The 13,565-nt window shown below is 65.4% G+C and carries 14 protein-coding genes; 8 read left to right on the top strand and 6 right to left on the bottom strand.

All coding sequences use genetic code 11. The features are described 5' to 3' along the window. Positions 1-11: 11 nt before the first annotated feature. On the bottom strand, positions 12-731 hold the full coding sequence (locus ABFA30_RS00910; RefSeq protein ID WP_225790331.1) for a thioesterase II family protein: 720 nt from the start codon (positions 729-731) through the stop codon (positions 12-14). Between the two features lie 9 nt (positions 732-740). Further along, positions 741-962: an MbtH family protein gene (locus ABFA30_RS00905; protein WP_225790330.1), complete on the bottom strand. Its 222-nt coding sequence runs from the start codon at positions 960-962 to the stop codon at positions 741-743. A gap of 168 nt (positions 963-1,130) precedes the next feature. On the opposite strand from ABFA30_RS00905, the gene ABFA30_RS00900 reads away from it, so the two are divergent. Beyond that, on the top strand, positions 1,131-1,748 hold the full coding sequence (locus tag ABFA30_RS00900; protein WP_410045065.1) for a LysE family transporter: 618 nt from the start codon (positions 1,131-1,133) through the stop codon (positions 1,746-1,748). Positions 1,749-1,751: 3 nt separating this feature from the next. Here the strand turns inward: ABFA30_RS00900 and ABFA30_RS00895 are convergent, their stop codons facing one another. Then, on the bottom strand, positions 1,752-2,153 hold the full coding sequence (locus ABFA30_RS00895; protein WP_410045064.1) for a hypothetical protein: 402 nt from the start codon (positions 2,151-2,153) through the stop codon (positions 1,752-1,754). A gap of 136 nt (positions 2,154-2,289) precedes the next feature. On the opposite strand from ABFA30_RS00895, the gene ABFA30_RS00890 reads away from it, so the two are divergent. Beyond that, positions 2,290-3,345 (top strand): hypothetical protein, encoded by a 1,056-nt coding sequence (locus tag ABFA30_RS00890; protein WP_410045063.1) that lies wholly within the window; start codon positions 2,290-2,292, stop codon positions 3,343-3,345. Between the two features lie 90 nt (positions 3,346-3,435). Beyond that, positions 3,436-5,040: an ATP-binding protein gene (locus ABFA30_RS00885; protein WP_410045062.1), complete on the top strand. Its 1,605-nt coding sequence runs from the start codon at positions 3,436-3,438 to the stop codon at positions 5,038-5,040. Positions 5,041-5,049: 9 nt separating this feature from the next. Here the strand turns inward: ABFA30_RS00885 and ABFA30_RS00880 are convergent, their stop codons facing one another. Continuing rightward, the gene (locus tag ABFA30_RS00880) at positions 5,050-5,493 is read right to left on the bottom strand and encodes a nucleoside deaminase (RefSeq protein ID WP_225790325.1); all 444 of its coding nucleotides are present in this window, start codon (positions 5,491-5,493) and stop codon (positions 5,050-5,052) included. A 163-nt stretch (positions 5,494-5,656) separates the two neighbouring features. Here ABFA30_RS00880 and ABFA30_RS00875 point away from each other — a divergent pair, with 163 nt between their 5' ends. Both ABFA30_RS00875 and ABFA30_RS00870 read left to right on the top strand, forming a co-directional pair. After that, positions 5,657-6,346: a type 1 glutamine amidotransferase domain-containing protein gene (locus ABFA30_RS00875; protein ID WP_225790324.1), complete on the top strand. Its 690-nt coding sequence runs from the start codon at positions 5,657-5,659 to the stop codon at positions 6,344-6,346. Positions 6,347-6,474: 128 nt separating this feature from the next. Next, entirely contained in the window at positions 6,475-7,281 is an 807-nt protein-coding gene (locus ABFA30_RS00870; protein WP_225790323.1) for a CSS-motif domain-containing protein, read from the top strand. An 18-nt stretch (positions 7,282-7,299) separates the two neighbouring features. On the opposite strand, the gene hppD is transcribed toward ABFA30_RS00870, so the two are convergent. Then, entirely contained in the window at positions 7,300-8,376 is a 1,077-nt protein-coding gene (gene hppD / locus ABFA30_RS00865) for a 4-hydroxyphenylpyruvate dioxygenase (RefSeq protein ID WP_225790322.1), read from the bottom strand. A gap of 305 nt (positions 8,377-8,681) precedes the next feature. Here hppD and ABFA30_RS00860 point away from each other — a divergent pair, with 305 nt between their 5' ends. Both ABFA30_RS00860 and rarD read left to right on the top strand, forming a co-directional pair. Then, the gene (locus ABFA30_RS00860) at positions 8,682-10,265 is read left to right on the top strand and encodes an EAL domain-containing protein (protein WP_368816175.1); all 1,584 of its coding nucleotides are present in this window, start codon (positions 8,682-8,684) and stop codon (positions 10,263-10,265) included. 33 nt (positions 10,266-10,298) lie between these two features. Beyond that, positions 10,299-11,186, top strand: coding sequence for an EamA family transporter RarD (gene rarD / locus ABFA30_RS00855; protein ID WP_410045061.1), 888 nt, complete (start codon positions 10,299-10,301; stop codon positions 11,184-11,186). Here the strand turns inward: rarD and ABFA30_RS00850 are convergent. Next, positions 11,149-12,720 (bottom strand): TerC family protein, encoded by a 1,572-nt coding sequence (locus ABFA30_RS00850; protein WP_225790319.1) that lies wholly within the window; start codon positions 12,718-12,720, stop codon positions 11,149-11,151. The two genes, rarD and ABFA30_RS00850, sit on opposite strands and share 38 nt — an antisense overlap. Before the next feature lie 259 nt (positions 12,721-12,979). Here ABFA30_RS00850 and ABFA30_RS00845 point away from each other — a divergent pair, with 259 nt between their 5' ends. After that, a complete protein-coding gene (locus ABFA30_RS00845; protein ID WP_410045060.1) occupies positions 12,980-13,564 on the top strand; it encodes a LysE family translocator in 585 nt (194 codons plus the stop codon). The last annotated feature ends 1 nt before the right edge of the window (position 13,565 follow it).

Genomic DNA, 13,565 nt, shown 5'->3' with positions numbered 1-13,565 from the left:
GGCGACGTCAATCAGGCGGACAGGCGCAGCGGCTCGAGGGACTCGGCCAGCCTGCCGAGCACGCGGTCTTCGTGCTCATGAATGAAGAAATGTCCACCGGGAAACAGCGCCAGGGAGAAGTCGCCCACGGTTTCCCTGCGCCAGGCCAGCAACTGCTCCTCGCTGGCCCGGTCGTCCTCGCCGCCCAGGACATGCACGGGACACTGCAGCGGCGAGCGCTGACGATAGGCGTAACGGCCACACAGCAGGAAGTCGGCGCGCAGGATCGGTAGGGTCAGGCTCATCAGCTCCTGGTTGGCCAGCACCTCCTCGGGCGTCCCCTGCAACTCGCGCAGCTCGGCGAGCAGTTCGTCGTCGCACTTGGGGTCGCGCCAGTGCTTGCCGTCGTAGTCCTCGCGACGGGTCGGCGCGGCGGTACCGCAAGCGAACAGCGCCAGCGGCGCCGGGCAGCCCAGGGCCTGCAGCTCATGGGCCAGCTCGAACGCCAGCAGTGCGCCGAGGCTATGGCCGAGCAGCGCATAGGGGGCACTGGCAGCGAGGCGCTGTTCGCTGGCCAACTGGCGTGCCAGGGCCTGCATGTCGGTCTGCAGGGGTTCACCCAGGCGTGCACCGCGCCCGGGCAGCTCCACCGGGCGTACCTGCAGCCAGGCCGGTAGCTTGCGGCGCCAGCGGCTGTAGACCATGGCGCTGGCGCCGGAATAAGGCAGGCACAACAGGTTCACTGCGCTCACCGGCCCGCCTCACTGCGCCTGGGCTTCGGCCATCTTCTGGCGCAGGCTCAGGGGACGCATGTCGGTCCACACCTCGTCGATGTACGCCAGGCACTCCTTCTTCAGGCCGCTCTTGCCCACGGCGCGCCAACCGTTGGGAATCGCCTTGTAGTCAGGCCAGATGGAATATTGCTCTTCGTGGTTGACCACTACCTGGAATACGATGTCGTCGCGGTCGAAAACGGAAGTCATTGCCTGTCTCCTTGAATGATGAAGGCCGATGCGCGGCGCGCAGGTCGGCTTCCAAGGAAACGAAAGACACCCATGAAAAATTAGAAAATCCCCTGTCCGCCTTGCAAGCGAGGTGGATGATGGCCTATATCCATTCATCCCCCGACGATGCCCACCCGGAGATCCCCCATGCTCGGCGTGACCGACTACGGCGCTTTCGTGATTGCCTTCATCATCCTCCTGGCCATCCCCGGGCCGGGCAACTTCGCCCTGATCACCGCCACCGGCAAGGGCGGTATCAAGGGTGGCCTGGCCGCCACGTGCGGGGTGATTCTCGGCGACCAAGTGCTGATGTGGCTGGCCGTGGCCGGGGTGGCGACACTGCTGGCCGCCTACCCTACGGCGTTCCATGTGGTGCAGTGGGCCGGCGCAGCCTACCTGGCCTGGCTCGGGCTGTGCATGGTGCTGAGCAAGCCCGGGGGCGCGCCGCGGGAAAGCCGGATGGCCAGTGGTCGCTACCTGCGCCAGACCATGATGATCACCCTGCTCAACCCCAAGGCGATCATGTTCTACATGGCGTTCCTCCCACTGTTCATCGACCCGGTGCGCCACCAGGGCGCGCTGACGTTCGCCTTCATGGCGGTGACCGTGGCCGCTCTGACCTTCCTCTATGGCCTGGCAGCAGTCCTGCTGACCCATCACTTGGCCGAGCGCATGCGCGCCAACCCGCGTGTGGCCAACCTGCTGGAGCGCCTGGCCGGGGCCTGCCTGGTGGGGTTCGGCATCAAGCTGGTGGCCATGCGCTGAGGCTCAGGCGTCGCGCAGCAGGTCGTGGGCGTCCAGCAGGCGGAAGGCGACCTGGGGATTGCGCTCCAGGCCCCGGCGGATGGCGGCCGGGATCGCCTGGCGGGTCTTGCGGCACAGGCCTGGCTGGTCGTCCAGCTCGATGACGATGCCGCGCATGGTGCGCACTTCGTTGTAACTGGGGGCAATGCGTACACGGATGCCCAACTGCTCGTACATGCGAAGCTGCAGGCGCTCGAGGTCGGCCAGGTCCCTGAGGTTTTCCAGGCGCTCGAGCAGGCGCTTTTCTTCCTGGCGGGTCAGCAGCAGGATGCGCTGGACCTGGGGCGGCCCCTCGTGCAGACGTTCGCGCCCGCAGTTGCAGGCGCCTGGTGGGCAGGGTTGGCGAAGGACATGGGGGGTACTCATGGGGCAAGCATAGTGCTTTCCACGCACACGTTCATCCAGCGTAACCCTGCATCTACGCCGGTCCACCAGGACACCCCGTTGCATTTACCGCCCGCCTGTCCCAAGCTCTGCCCTTCCCTTCGACCCGGACCCGCCAATGCCCCTACGCCGCCGCTACCTGATCGCCCTGGTGCTGCTGATCCTGGCATCGGTGCTGGTCGGCTACCTGTGGCGCGACGCCCCACCGAGCCAGCCCAGCCTTCCCCCCCAAAGCTACGCCAAGGCCCTGCGCCAGGCCCATGAAGGCCAGCCCGGCGCGGCGCGGGTCCTGTACCAGCAACTGCAGCGCAACGACCTGGCGCCAATCCGCCGCGCGGCGCTGTATGTCGAACTTCCCAACTACCCCTCGCCCCAAGCGTTGAAGCTGGCCCGGCTGGACCTGGAGCACGGCGACCCACTGGTACGCCGCGCCGCCATCGCCAGCATCCGCCGACTGCTGCCCCCGGCACAGCGCAGCCTGGTGCTGGGGCCGTTGCTGGAGGACAGCGAGCAGAGCGTGCGCTTCGCCGCGGTGGACGCCCTGCTGGGCCTGGACCCAGACGCCATCGGCCTGTACTTCGGCCCGCTCCAGCATGCCCTGGAACAGTACCAACAGGCATTGACGGCGCAAGCTGACGATGCCGCCGCCCAGGTTCACCTGGCCCGCCTCTACCTGCACGAGCACGACTACGAGCACGCTGCCGCTGCCCTGCGCCGCAGCCTGGAGATCGCACCGGATGACCTCGACGCCCTGGCCATCCAGGTGCGCCTGCTGGAGCGCCAGGGCGAGCACGATGCCTCCCGCCAGGTACTGGCCAAGGCCCTGGCCCTGCAGCCGGACTCCGCCTTCCTGCAGCACGAGCTGGGCCTGTGGCTGACACGCCACGAGCAACAGGAATATGCCTTGCTGGCCCTTTCCCGTGCCGTCGAGCTGGCACCGGACAACGCCGATTATCGCTACGTGCTGGCGGTGACCCTGCATGCACTGGACCAGGTCGAGGCCGCGCAGAAACAGCTGCAGACCCTGCTCGACCGGCAGCCGGCGAACCGTCGTGCACGGGTGCTGCTGATCCAGTACTGGAAGGAAACCGGCCAGTTGCAGAACGTCCAGGTACTGCTGGCCGAGCTGGAGCGGCAGAACCCCGACGACCCGCTGCTGCAGCAAGGGCTGTAAAGGAATCGTACACCTTGGGTTGAACCCTGGTCGTCGTCCCGTGGTCCAGTGGGTATCGGTCCGCCAGCCCATCGTCACAGGAGAGCTACCTTGGCCGGTTCGTTAGCCGTGGACGAACGTGCCCTGATCCTGGCACCCACGCAGATCGCTGCAGATGTTTCCCGTGTCCTGGCAAGCGTGGGCGTGGAGTGCCTGTGCACCACCGACCCGCAGCGCCTGGGCCATTGGCTGGCAGAAGGCGCCGGCCTGCTGGTCGCCGCCGAGCAAGCCCTGCCATGCGGGCCGCAATCGCCCTTGCAGCGTTTCATCGACCAGCAGCCGCCATGGTCGGACCTGCCCATCGTCCTACTGGCCGACACGCACTCGCCCAGCACCGGCCCACCCCATCCACGGCTGGGCAACGTGTGGCTGCTGCCCCTGCCCTTGGACGCCGCGCAATTGTCGAACCTGAGCCAAGCAGCCCTGCGCACCCGGCGTCGCCAATACCTGGCCCGCGACCAGTTGCTCGACCTGCAGCAACGCCTGGAAAACGAGATGCAACGTCACCAGGCCGATGCACAGATGCTGCACCAGACCCGAAAGATGGAGGCCATCGGCCAATTGGCCGGTGGCGTCGCGCATGACTTCAACAACCTGCTGACCAGTATCGGCGGCAGCTTCGAGCTGATCGGCAAGCGCCTGCAACAAGGGCGTACCGAGCAACTCGAAGGCGTGTTGCGCATGGGCCAGGAGGCGGTTTCCCGGGCTGCCCGGCTGACCCATCGGCTCCTGGCGTTTTCCTCGCGCCAATCCCTGGAAAGCCGCATCGTCGACCTGCACGATCTACTGCAGCCGCAGGACCTGCAAGCCCGCCTGGGCGTCTCGGTGGATGTGCGCCTGACCTTGCCAGCCGACCTGTGGTTGGTCGAAGCGGACGACAAACAGTTGCACGAAGCCCTCGACAACCTGCTGCTCAACGCCTGCGAAGCCATGCCAAGCGGTGGCCACCTGAGTATCGAGGCGAGCAACCAACGGATCGATGCCACACGCTTTCGCGGAGGTGGGCTGCCCAGTGGCGACTATCTGTGCCTGAGCATCATCGACGATGGCCAGGGCATGTCCGAGAGAACCCTGGAACGGGCCTTCGAACCCTTCTTCAGTACCAAGCCGGTCGGCCAGGGCGTCGGCCTTGGCCTGTCGATGGTCTATGGCTTCAGCAAGCAGTCCCATGGCCATGTGTCCCTGCGCAGCCGGATCGGCCAGGGCACGCGGGTCGACCTGTACCTGCCGCGCTACCTTGACCAGGCCCAGCCGCAGGCCTGCAGCACCGCCGGGCCGAGCACAGGCGGTAACCGCGACGTGCTGGTGGTCGAGGACGACGAGGCGGTGCGCCTGTTGCTCTGCCAGGCGCTGCGCGAAGACGGTTTTCCCTGCCACACCGCCTGCAATGCCAACGAGGCGCTACAGGTGTTGCGCTCGCCACAACCGATCGCCCTGATGATCAGCGATGTCGGGCTACCCGGGATGAATGGCCGGCAACTGGCGGAGATCGCTCGCAAGCTGCGGCCCGGCCTGCAGGTACTGTTCATCACCGGCTACGCCGAGACGGCCATGGCCCGCAACGGCTTTCTCGACCCGGGCATGCAACTGATCTGCAAACCCTTCGAGCTCAAGCACCTGCAGGCTCGTGTCGCCCAGATGCTGGGGAAAGGATGATAGGGCGTCTCAACGCCCGATGTCTTCGTCCCACAGTTGCGGATGGCTGGCGATGAAGTCCCGCATCATCCCCTCGCAGGCGGCATCCTGCAGCACCTCCAGGCGCACGCCGCGGCTTTGCAGCAGTTGCTCCTCGCCCATGAACGTGCGGTTCTCGCCCACCACCACATGGCGGATGCCGTAGAGCAGTATCGCGCCGCTGCACATGGCGCACGGCGACAGGGTGGTGTAAAGCGTTGCCTCCCGGTAGACCTCGGCCGGCTGACGCCCTGCCCGTTCCAGGGCATCCATTTCGCCATGGAGAATGGCGCTGGCGCATTGGACCCGGCGGTTATGCCCCCGGCCGATGATCCGCCCCTGGTGCACCAGCACCGAGCCGATCGGGATGCCACCTTCGGCCAGTCCCTGGCGCGCTTCATCGATGGCGGCCTGCATGAAAGTGTCCGACGTCATAGCCCCTGTCCCCTGGTTTTTCAGCGATATGGAAACGATTCCGGGCAAGGCTAGCACAGCGCTATCAGGGCATGGTTTTCCTGGCATTGCCGGCTATGCTCATTAGGCTTTCCCCCGTTCTCCGAGCAACCGGGGGCCTTTTCCAGCCGTTGGGAGTGTGGCCATGAGCAAGAAGATCCTGGTGGTGCTGACCAATACCGCGAAATACCCGACGCTCCACCGGGCCACCGGGCTGTGGCTGGGCGAGGCGGTGCATTTCGTCGACGAGGTGCAGAAAGCCGGCTATGCGGTCGATTACGTCAGCCCGTTGGGCGGCTACGTACCGATCGATCCGCACAGCCTGCAGATGGCCCCGGAGCTGGACTGGCAATGGTACGACGACAAAGCCTTCATGAATCGCCTTGGCAACACCCTCAGCCCCGGCCAGGCCAAGGCCAACGACTATTGCGCGATCTACTACACCGGCGGCCACGGGGTCATCTGGGACTTTCCGGACAACCCTGCCCTGCAGGACCTGACGCGGCGCATCTACGAAAACGGTGGCGTGGTCAGTGCGGTATGCCATGGCGTGGTCGGGCTGCTCAACGTCAAGCTCAGCGACAACAGCCTGCTGGTCAAGGACCGCCAGGTGACCGGTTTTTCCAACACCGAGGAGAAACTGGCGGAGCTGGACAAGGTAGTGCCCTACCTCACCGAGAACGAACTGGTGGCCCGCGGCGGCAAGTACAGCAAGCACGACGATCCCTGGGCGGCGTTCGTGGTCTGCGACGACAGGCTGATCACCGGCCAGAACCCGGCCTCCAGCCAACGGGTGGCGGAACGGGTGCTGGAGCGCCTGAGAAAGCCGGCATGAGTCCGACAGCGGTCGGCCCGATAGCCCGCGCGACAAGCGGATAGCGGCTACAGCCCGCCCTTCTTGCCCGACGTAACCTCCTGCCGTCTGTCCACTCACGGACAGCCTGACAGGAGGATCGCAAGCCAATGTCGAGGTTCACCTATGCAGGGCGCAGCCTGCTGGAATTGCTGCTGATCCTGGCGATCGGCCTGGTGCCCATGGTGTCGGGACTGCTGGTGATGGTGTACCAGCTGGAAAGCAAGCTGGAGCAGAATGCCCGTGTCTCGGTCCAGGAAGCCATCTTCGCCGTCGACCGGGTCCTGGACAACCTGCAGGTCGCCGCCATCAACGCCCTGTCGCTGGCCGGCAAGCCATGCGCCGAGGCCCAGGAGCCGCTCAAGCAGCTCGCCGCCAGTGACCCACGCATCCGCGCCCTGATACTCACCCGGGACGGCCAGGCCTACTGTGGCAGCGTACCGCAAGTCCAGGTGAAAACCCCGGCCTTCGCCAGCCCGACCGAACATGTCCGGCTCAATTTCAACTCCCCCACCACACCCAATGGCGTGGTCGTCGAGCTGCGGCTCGCCCACGCCAACCCCGGCGTCATCGCGACCGCCTATGGCATCGAGTTGCGTAACGAACTGCATGGCTTCCAGGACGGGCTGCTGCTCACGCTGGAGTTTGGCGACAAGTACATCTGGAGCATGGGGGACAGCCGCGACGAAAGCCCGCCCTCCCAATCGGAGTTCTTCAAGAGCGCGGTTTCGGTCAAGCACGGCTATACGGCGAAAGGGGGCTACCCCAAGGGCTTCACCGCGCAGGAGATCCGCCAATCGACGCTGCAGGTCCTGCCTTCGCTGGCACTGGTGGGCCTGCTGACGGCGGGCATCACCTACTGGGGGATTTTCAGGGCACGCAACAACGCCCGGCGCACCCCCTCGACCGAAAGATGAGGGGGTACGCCCGTGCGCTTACTCGACGTTCAGCACGCCACGGCGAACCTGGTCGCGCTCGATGGATTCGAACAGGGCCTTGAAGTTGCCTTCGCCGAAGCCGTCGTCACCCTTGCGCTGGATGAACTCGAAGAACACCGGGCCAAGCAGCGTCTCGGAGAAGATCTGCAGCAGCAGGCGCTTGTCGTTGGCCTCCGAGGCACCGTCGAGCAGGATGCCTCGTGCCTGCAACTCGCCGACTGGCTCGCCATGCCCTGGCAGACGCTCCTCGAGCATCTCGTAGTAGGTCTGCGGCGGCGCGGTCATGAAACGCATGCCATATGCCTTGAGCGCGTCCCAGGTCTTGAGCAGGTCGTCGGTGAGGAAGGCCACGTGCTGGATGCCTTCGCCGTTGAACTGCATCAGGAACTCTTCGATCTGACCCGACCCCTTGGACGACTCCTCGTTCAGCGGGATGCGGATCATGCCGTCGGGCGCAGTCATGGCGCGCGAGGTCAGGCCGGTGTACTCGCCCTTGATGTCGAAGTAACGGATCTCGCGGAAGTTGAACAGCTTCTCGTAGAAACCGGCCCAGTAGGACATGCGCCCGCGATAGACGTTGTGGGTCAGGTGATCGATGATCTTCAGGCCCGCGCCGACCGGGTTGCGGTCCACGCCTTCGATGAACTTGAAGTCGATGTCGTAGATCGAGCTACCTTCCTCGAAACGGTCGATCAGGTACAGCGGCGCACCGCCGATACCCTTGATCGCTGGCAGGCGCAGTTCCATCGGCCCGGTCTCGATCTCCACCGGCTGGGCGCCCAGTTCCAGGGCACGGGCATAGGCTTCGTGGGCATTACGCACACGGAACGCCATGCCGCAAACCGAAGGGCCGTGCTCGGCGGCGAAGTACGAGGCGACGCTCTTGGGCTCGTTGTTCAGGATCAGGTTGATGCCGCCCTGGCGATACAGGTGCACATCCTTGGAACGGTGGGTCGCCACCTTGGTGAAGCCCAGCATCTGGAATACCGGTTCCAGCACGCCAGGGGTCGGCGAGGCGAGTTCGATGAATTCGAAGCCCATCAGGCCCATTGGGTTGTCGAAGATATCAGCCATGTTCGTGTCCTCATCTGCTGCGAAAAAAACGGTTAGTTGCCGTGGATGTCGCACAGGGAAGGTGGTGAACAGGGGATGCCCCGCACGCTGCGGGCCAGGAAGTCACCAATGATCAGCTTGAACCCATGATATGTCATATGGACCCATTCTCGGAGGGCTTGATCCCCCGGAAGGCGGGGAACCTTATTCTTGTATTCGTAACGCGATTCTACAGTGCGTAAATTCATTTGTCGCGCTTTAGTTGGCCCTGGTAATGGGCAAACGGCTATCATTAGCAGGTTTTTCTTTCAATAGATTAGGTCAGCATGCCCCTCACGGCTAAACGTCCCGCCCGCTGGAGTTGGCGTACCCTGTTCCCTTGGGGCGTGGGCCTGGTGCCGCTGCTGTGCGGCCTTGCGGTCATGCACTGGCAGACCGAACGGGAGCTGCACTACAGCAGCGAGGCGACGGCCCGACAGGTGGTCGAGCACGTCGAGCACATCCTCGACAGCCTCAGCACAACTACCCAGGAGCTGCTGCCGCTGGCCGGCAGCCCGTGCGCCCAGGCCCAGCTGGAGCTGCGCGGGCACGTCACGCGCAACGCCTTCGTGCGTTCGACCAACCTGTTCCGGCACAACACCCTGTATTGCACCTCGTTGTTCGGCGACTTCGATGAGCCGGTCAATGCCCGCGACTACACCGACGGCCGCCTGTGGCTGATGGACGGTAACTCGGTCACCCCTGGCCATCCTTTGCTGGTGTACCGCGCCAGCGACGGCGACCGCGGCGCCATCGCCACGGTCGATGGCGACCACCTACTCACCGCCCTGCGCCTGATCGGCCCCGACGAGGTCCTGCAACTGCAGGTCGGCGAGCACTGGATGGGCAAGGACGGCGTGGTCCGCAGCGGCGTCCCACCGGTGGCGGTCAGCGCCGCCGTGGTACAGGCCTCGACCCGCTACCCCTTCAGTGTGCACGGCGGCTACGGGCCTGGCATCAAGCACGCCTTCATGCGCGAGCACTACCCGGCCCTGCTCAGCCTGCTGCTGTTGCTCGGCGCCCTGGCCGGCGGTGTCTGCCGCTGGCAGATCCGCCGCGCCTCCTCCCCACGCGCCGAACTGAGCCGGGCCCTGGAGGCGGATGAGTTCCTGCCATACTTCCAGCCCGTGGTGCGCAAGGACGACTACCGCTGGGCCGGCGTCGAAGTGCTGATGCGCTGGAACCATCCGCGCGAAGGCCTGGTGCGCCCGGACCTGTTCATCCCCTACGCCGAGCACAGCGGGCAGATCGTCGCCATGACCCGCGCCCTGATGCTGCACACCGCCCAGGGCCTGGCGCCCTATGCCGCGCTGCTGGAGGACGGCTTTCACATCGGCATCAACATCACCGCCGACCATTGCCGCGACCTGGGCTTGCTGGACGACTGCCGTACCTTCCTCCAGCACTTCCCACCGGGGCGCGTGGTACTGACCCTGGAGCTGACCGAGCGCAAGCTGATCGAGGCCACGCCGGTGACCCTGGAACTGTTCGGCAAACTGCATGAAATGGGCGTGATGATCGCCCTGGACGACTTCGGCACCGGCCAGTCGAGCCTCAACTACCTGCGCCAGTTCAAGGTCGACTACCTGAAGATCGACCAGAGCTTCGTCGCCATGATCGGGGGTGACGCCCTGTCCCAGCACATCCTCGACACCATCGTCGAGTTGTCCGGCAAGCTCGGGCTCGGCATCGTCGCCGAAGGGGTGGAAACCGAGGTCCAGCGCGACTACCTGGCGCGCCACCAGGTGGACTTCCAGCAAGGCTACCTGTTCGGCAGGCCGATGCCGCTGGAGGATTTCCTCCAGGCCCTGACCCAGCATGCCAGCGCGCGGTTGCCGCAGGGCGCGCCCCCTGAGATCATGCCCGGCTGATCCACCCGCTCAACTCCCTTAACCGAGGCATTCGTGTCAAAAGGCATTCTTTCGTCGGTCATGGCGTCCTGTCTGTTCGCCGTGATGTACTTCTATACCTCCCTGCTCGCGCCGCTGGACGGCGAGGAAATCTTCGGCTGGCGCACCCTGCTGACGCTACCCTGCCTCACCCTGTTCATGCTGGTCACCGGCGACTGGAAGCGGGTCGGCGGCTTGCTGGCCCGGGTGCGGCAGACGCCCGTGCTGTTGCTGGGGATGATCGGCACCTCCTGGCTGATGGGCGTGCAGTTGTGGCTGTTTCTCTGGGCACCCTTGCACGGGCGTAGCCTGGAGGTCTCGATGGGCTATTTCCTCCTGCCGCTGGCCATGGTCCTGACCGGCCGGCTGGTGTATGGCGAGCGGCTGTCGCGCCTGCAGAAGGTCGCGGTAGCCTGCGCCACCCTCGGCGTCGGCCACGAGCTGTACCAACACGGCAGCTTCGCCTGGGAAACCCTGGTGGTGATGACCGGCTACCCGATCTACTTCGTCCTGCGCCGCCGCTGCCGCACCGACCACCTGGGCGGCCTGTGGTGCGACATGTGCCTGCTGCTGCCCTGGGCCCTGTACTTCGTGACCCAGAGCCCGCTATCGGCGGCCGACCTGGCCGGGCATTCGGCGCTGTACGGCCTGATTCCGCTGCTCGGGGCGATCAGCGCCTCGGCATTGATCGCCTATGTGCTGGCCAGCCGCCTGTTGCCGTTCAGCCTGTTCGGCCTGCTCAGCTACGTCGAACCGGTGCTGCTGGTGTTCGTCGCCCTGCTGCTGGGCGAAACCATCGGCCCAGACCAGTGGCTGACCTACCTGCCGATCTGGGCCGCCGTGCTGGTGCTGGTGCTCGAAGGCATCAAGCACCTGCTGCGGCAACGTCGGCGCCCGGTGTAAGGCGTACCTGACGCACCCGACGCTCCTCCACCGCCACCACGGTCATGGTCCAGCCATTCCAGGCCAGGCGGTCACCGACCACCGGCAGACGGTCCAGCAGGCTCATCACCAGCCCCGCCAGGGTCTGGTAGTCGTCGGTGGCGCGGGCGCAGAAACCGGTGCGCGCCTGGACCTGGCTGAGGTTCAGGGCACCACTGACGATGAAGCCGTCGGCCTCCTCGACGATCCCTGGCCCTGCCACCTCGCTGGCGTCCGGCAACTCGCCGGCGATCGACTCGAGGATATCGGTCATGGTCAGCAGGCCGGTGAAGTCACCGAATTCATTGACCACGAAGGCGATGTGCGTCGACTGGCCACGCATCTGCTCCAGGGCGTTGAGGATGCTGAAGCTCTCCAGCAGGTTCAGCGGTTGGTGCGCCATGCGCTCGAGGTCCGGCTGGCTGCCGGACAGCAGCTCCTTGAGCAACTCCTTCTTGTGCACGAAGCCCAGTGGCTCGTCGATGCGTCCGTCGCGGATCAGCGGCAGGCGCGAATACGGCGAGTTGGCCAGCGCCTGGGCGACGGCCTCGGGCGGCAGCCCCAGGTCGATGGCATCGACTTCGGCGCGCACCGTCATCACCGTGCGGATCGGTCGCTCGGCCAGGTTCAGCACACCGCTGATCATCACCCGTTCGCGGCGATCGAACAGCACCTGCTCCTCACCCCCCTCGACCAGGTCGGCGATTTCCTCGCCCACCTCGTCAGCTTCCACCCGGCGCCCGCCGAGCAGGCGCAACACCGCATGCGCGGTGCGCTCACGCAGCGGCCGGTGCTGCTGCACGCTGCGCTTGCGGCGGGCACGGGCCAACTGGTTGAACAGCTCGATCAGCAACGAGAAGCCGATCGCCGCGTACAGGTAGCCTTTGGGGATATGGAAGCCCAGGCCCTCGGCGGTGAGGCTGAAGCCGATCATCATCAAGAAGCCCAGGCACAGCATGATCACCGTCGGGTGGGCATTGACGAAGCGGGTCAGCGGCTTGCTGGCGACGATCATGATGCCGATGGAGAAGACCACCGCGATCATCATCACCGACAGGTGTTCGACCATGCCCACCGCAGTGATCACCGCGTCCAGCGAGAACACCGCGTCGAGCACCACGATCTGCGCGACGATCGGCCAGAACGCAGCATGGCGCACCGCGCCGCTGGCCTGGGTGACATGGCCCTCCAGGCGCTCGTGCAGTTCCATGGTGGCCTTGAACAGCAGGAACACACCACCGAACAGCATGATCAGGTCACGGCCGGAGAAGCTCTTGCCGAAGACCTCGAACAACGGTTCGGTCAGGGTGACCATCCACGAGATGCTCGCCAGCAGGCCCAGGCGCATCACCAGCGCCAGGGTCAGGCCGATCACCCGCGCGCGGTCGCGTTGGTGCGGTGGCAGCTTGTCGGCGAGGATGGCGATGAACACCAGGTTATCGATGCCCAGGACCAACTCGAGGACGATGAGCGTGAGCAGGCCCAGCCAGGCCGTGGGGTCGGCTAGCCATTCCATCAGCGGATACTCACATGGGAAGCGTCACGGGGACGGGGGAAGGATGGCCGGGACGGCCAGGAACTGGGAGGCTCCGAGAAGGTGCTCATACATACCTTGTAAGTGATTGCGAAAGACGATCCTACAATCACAGCGGCTTTTTCTGGCAACGTGAAACTATTACAAAAGCTGTCACAGAGCTGCTGGGGGACTTTTCTTCAATACCTCGGCACGGCCTGCCCGCCAAGATGGCGGCCTCACCGACAACAAGGTATGCCCCATGAGCCTGTCCCTATCCATGGCCGCCTTCGCCCTGGCGGCGTCCATTTCCCCTGGTCCGGTCAACCTCGTGGCCCTCGGCAGCGGCGCCCGTCATGGCCTGCGGGCCAGCCTGCAACATGCCCTCGGCGCCACCCTGGGCTTCTGCCTGCTGCTGGTGCTGGTCGGCCTGGGCCTGCACGAACTGCTCGTGCATTGGCCGCTGCTGGGCCTGGGGCTGCATTGGGGTGGTGTGCTGTTCCTGCTGTACATGGCCTGGAAGCTGGCCCGCGACCAGGGCGCGCTGGGCGGCGACCCTCTGCACGGCGCGCCCTCGGCCTGGTATGGCGCACTCATGCAGTGGCTCAACCCCAAGGCCTGGCTGGCCGCGGTGGCCGGCATCGGTGCCTATACCGGGGGTGAGCAGCAGTTGTTGTGGCTGTTCGCCTGGATCTATGGCCCGATCTGTTTCCTGTCCATCGCCAGTTGGGCCTGGGCCGGCAGCGTGATCCGCCACTACCTGGGCGATCCTCGGCATATGCGGCTGTTCAACCGCAGCCTGGCCGTACTGCTGGTGGCCAGTGCGCTTTACCTGGTGCTGGGTTGAC

Origin of the sequence: Pseudomonas sp. HLMP (assembly GCF_046365545.1) — a bacterium.
Taxonomy (GTDB): Bacteria; Pseudomonadota; Gammaproteobacteria; order Pseudomonadales; family Pseudomonadaceae; genus Aquipseudomonas; species Aquipseudomonas guariconensis_B.
This window is presented reverse-complemented; position numbering and strand designations above follow the sequence as displayed.

Coding starts and splice junctions, on each gene's coding strand:
- ABFA30_RS00905 (WP_225790330.1), bottom strand. CDS start 962: ATGACTTCCGTTTTCGACCGCGACGACATCGTATTCCAGGTAGTGGTC.
- ABFA30_RS00900 (WP_410045065.1), top strand. CDS start 1,131: ATGCTCGGCGTGACCGACTACGGCGCTTTCGTGATTGCCTTCATCATC.
- ABFA30_RS00895 (WP_410045064.1), bottom strand. CDS start 2,153: ATGAGTACCCCCCATGTCCTTCGCCAACCCTGCCCACCAGGCGCCTGC.
- ABFA30_RS00890 (WP_410045063.1), top strand. CDS start 2,290: ATGCCCCTACGCCGCCGCTACCTGATCGCCCTGGTGCTGCTGATCCTG.
- ABFA30_RS00880 (WP_225790325.1), bottom strand. CDS start 5,493: ATGACGTCGGACACTTTCATGCAGGCCGCCATCGATGAAGCGCGCCAG.
- ABFA30_RS00875 (WP_225790324.1), top strand. CDS start 5,657: ATGAGCAAGAAGATCCTGGTGGTGCTGACCAATACCGCGAAATACCCG.
- ABFA30_RS00870 (WP_225790323.1), top strand. CDS start 6,475: ATGTCGAGGTTCACCTATGCAGGGCGCAGCCTGCTGGAATTGCTGCTG.
- hppD (WP_225790322.1), bottom strand. CDS start 8,376: ATGGCTGATATCTTCGACAACCCAATGGGCCTGATGGGCTTCGAATTC.
- ABFA30_RS00860 (WP_368816175.1), top strand. CDS start 8,682: ATGCCCCTCACGGCTAAACGTCCCGCCCGCTGGAGTTGGCGTACCCTG.
- ABFA30_RS00850 (WP_225790319.1), bottom strand. CDS start 12,720: ATGGAATGGCTAGCCGACCCCACGGCCTGGCTGGGCCTGCTCACGCTC.
- ABFA30_RS00845 (WP_410045060.1), top strand. CDS start 12,980: ATGAGCCTGTCCCTATCCATGGCCGCCTTCGCCCTGGCGGCGTCCATT.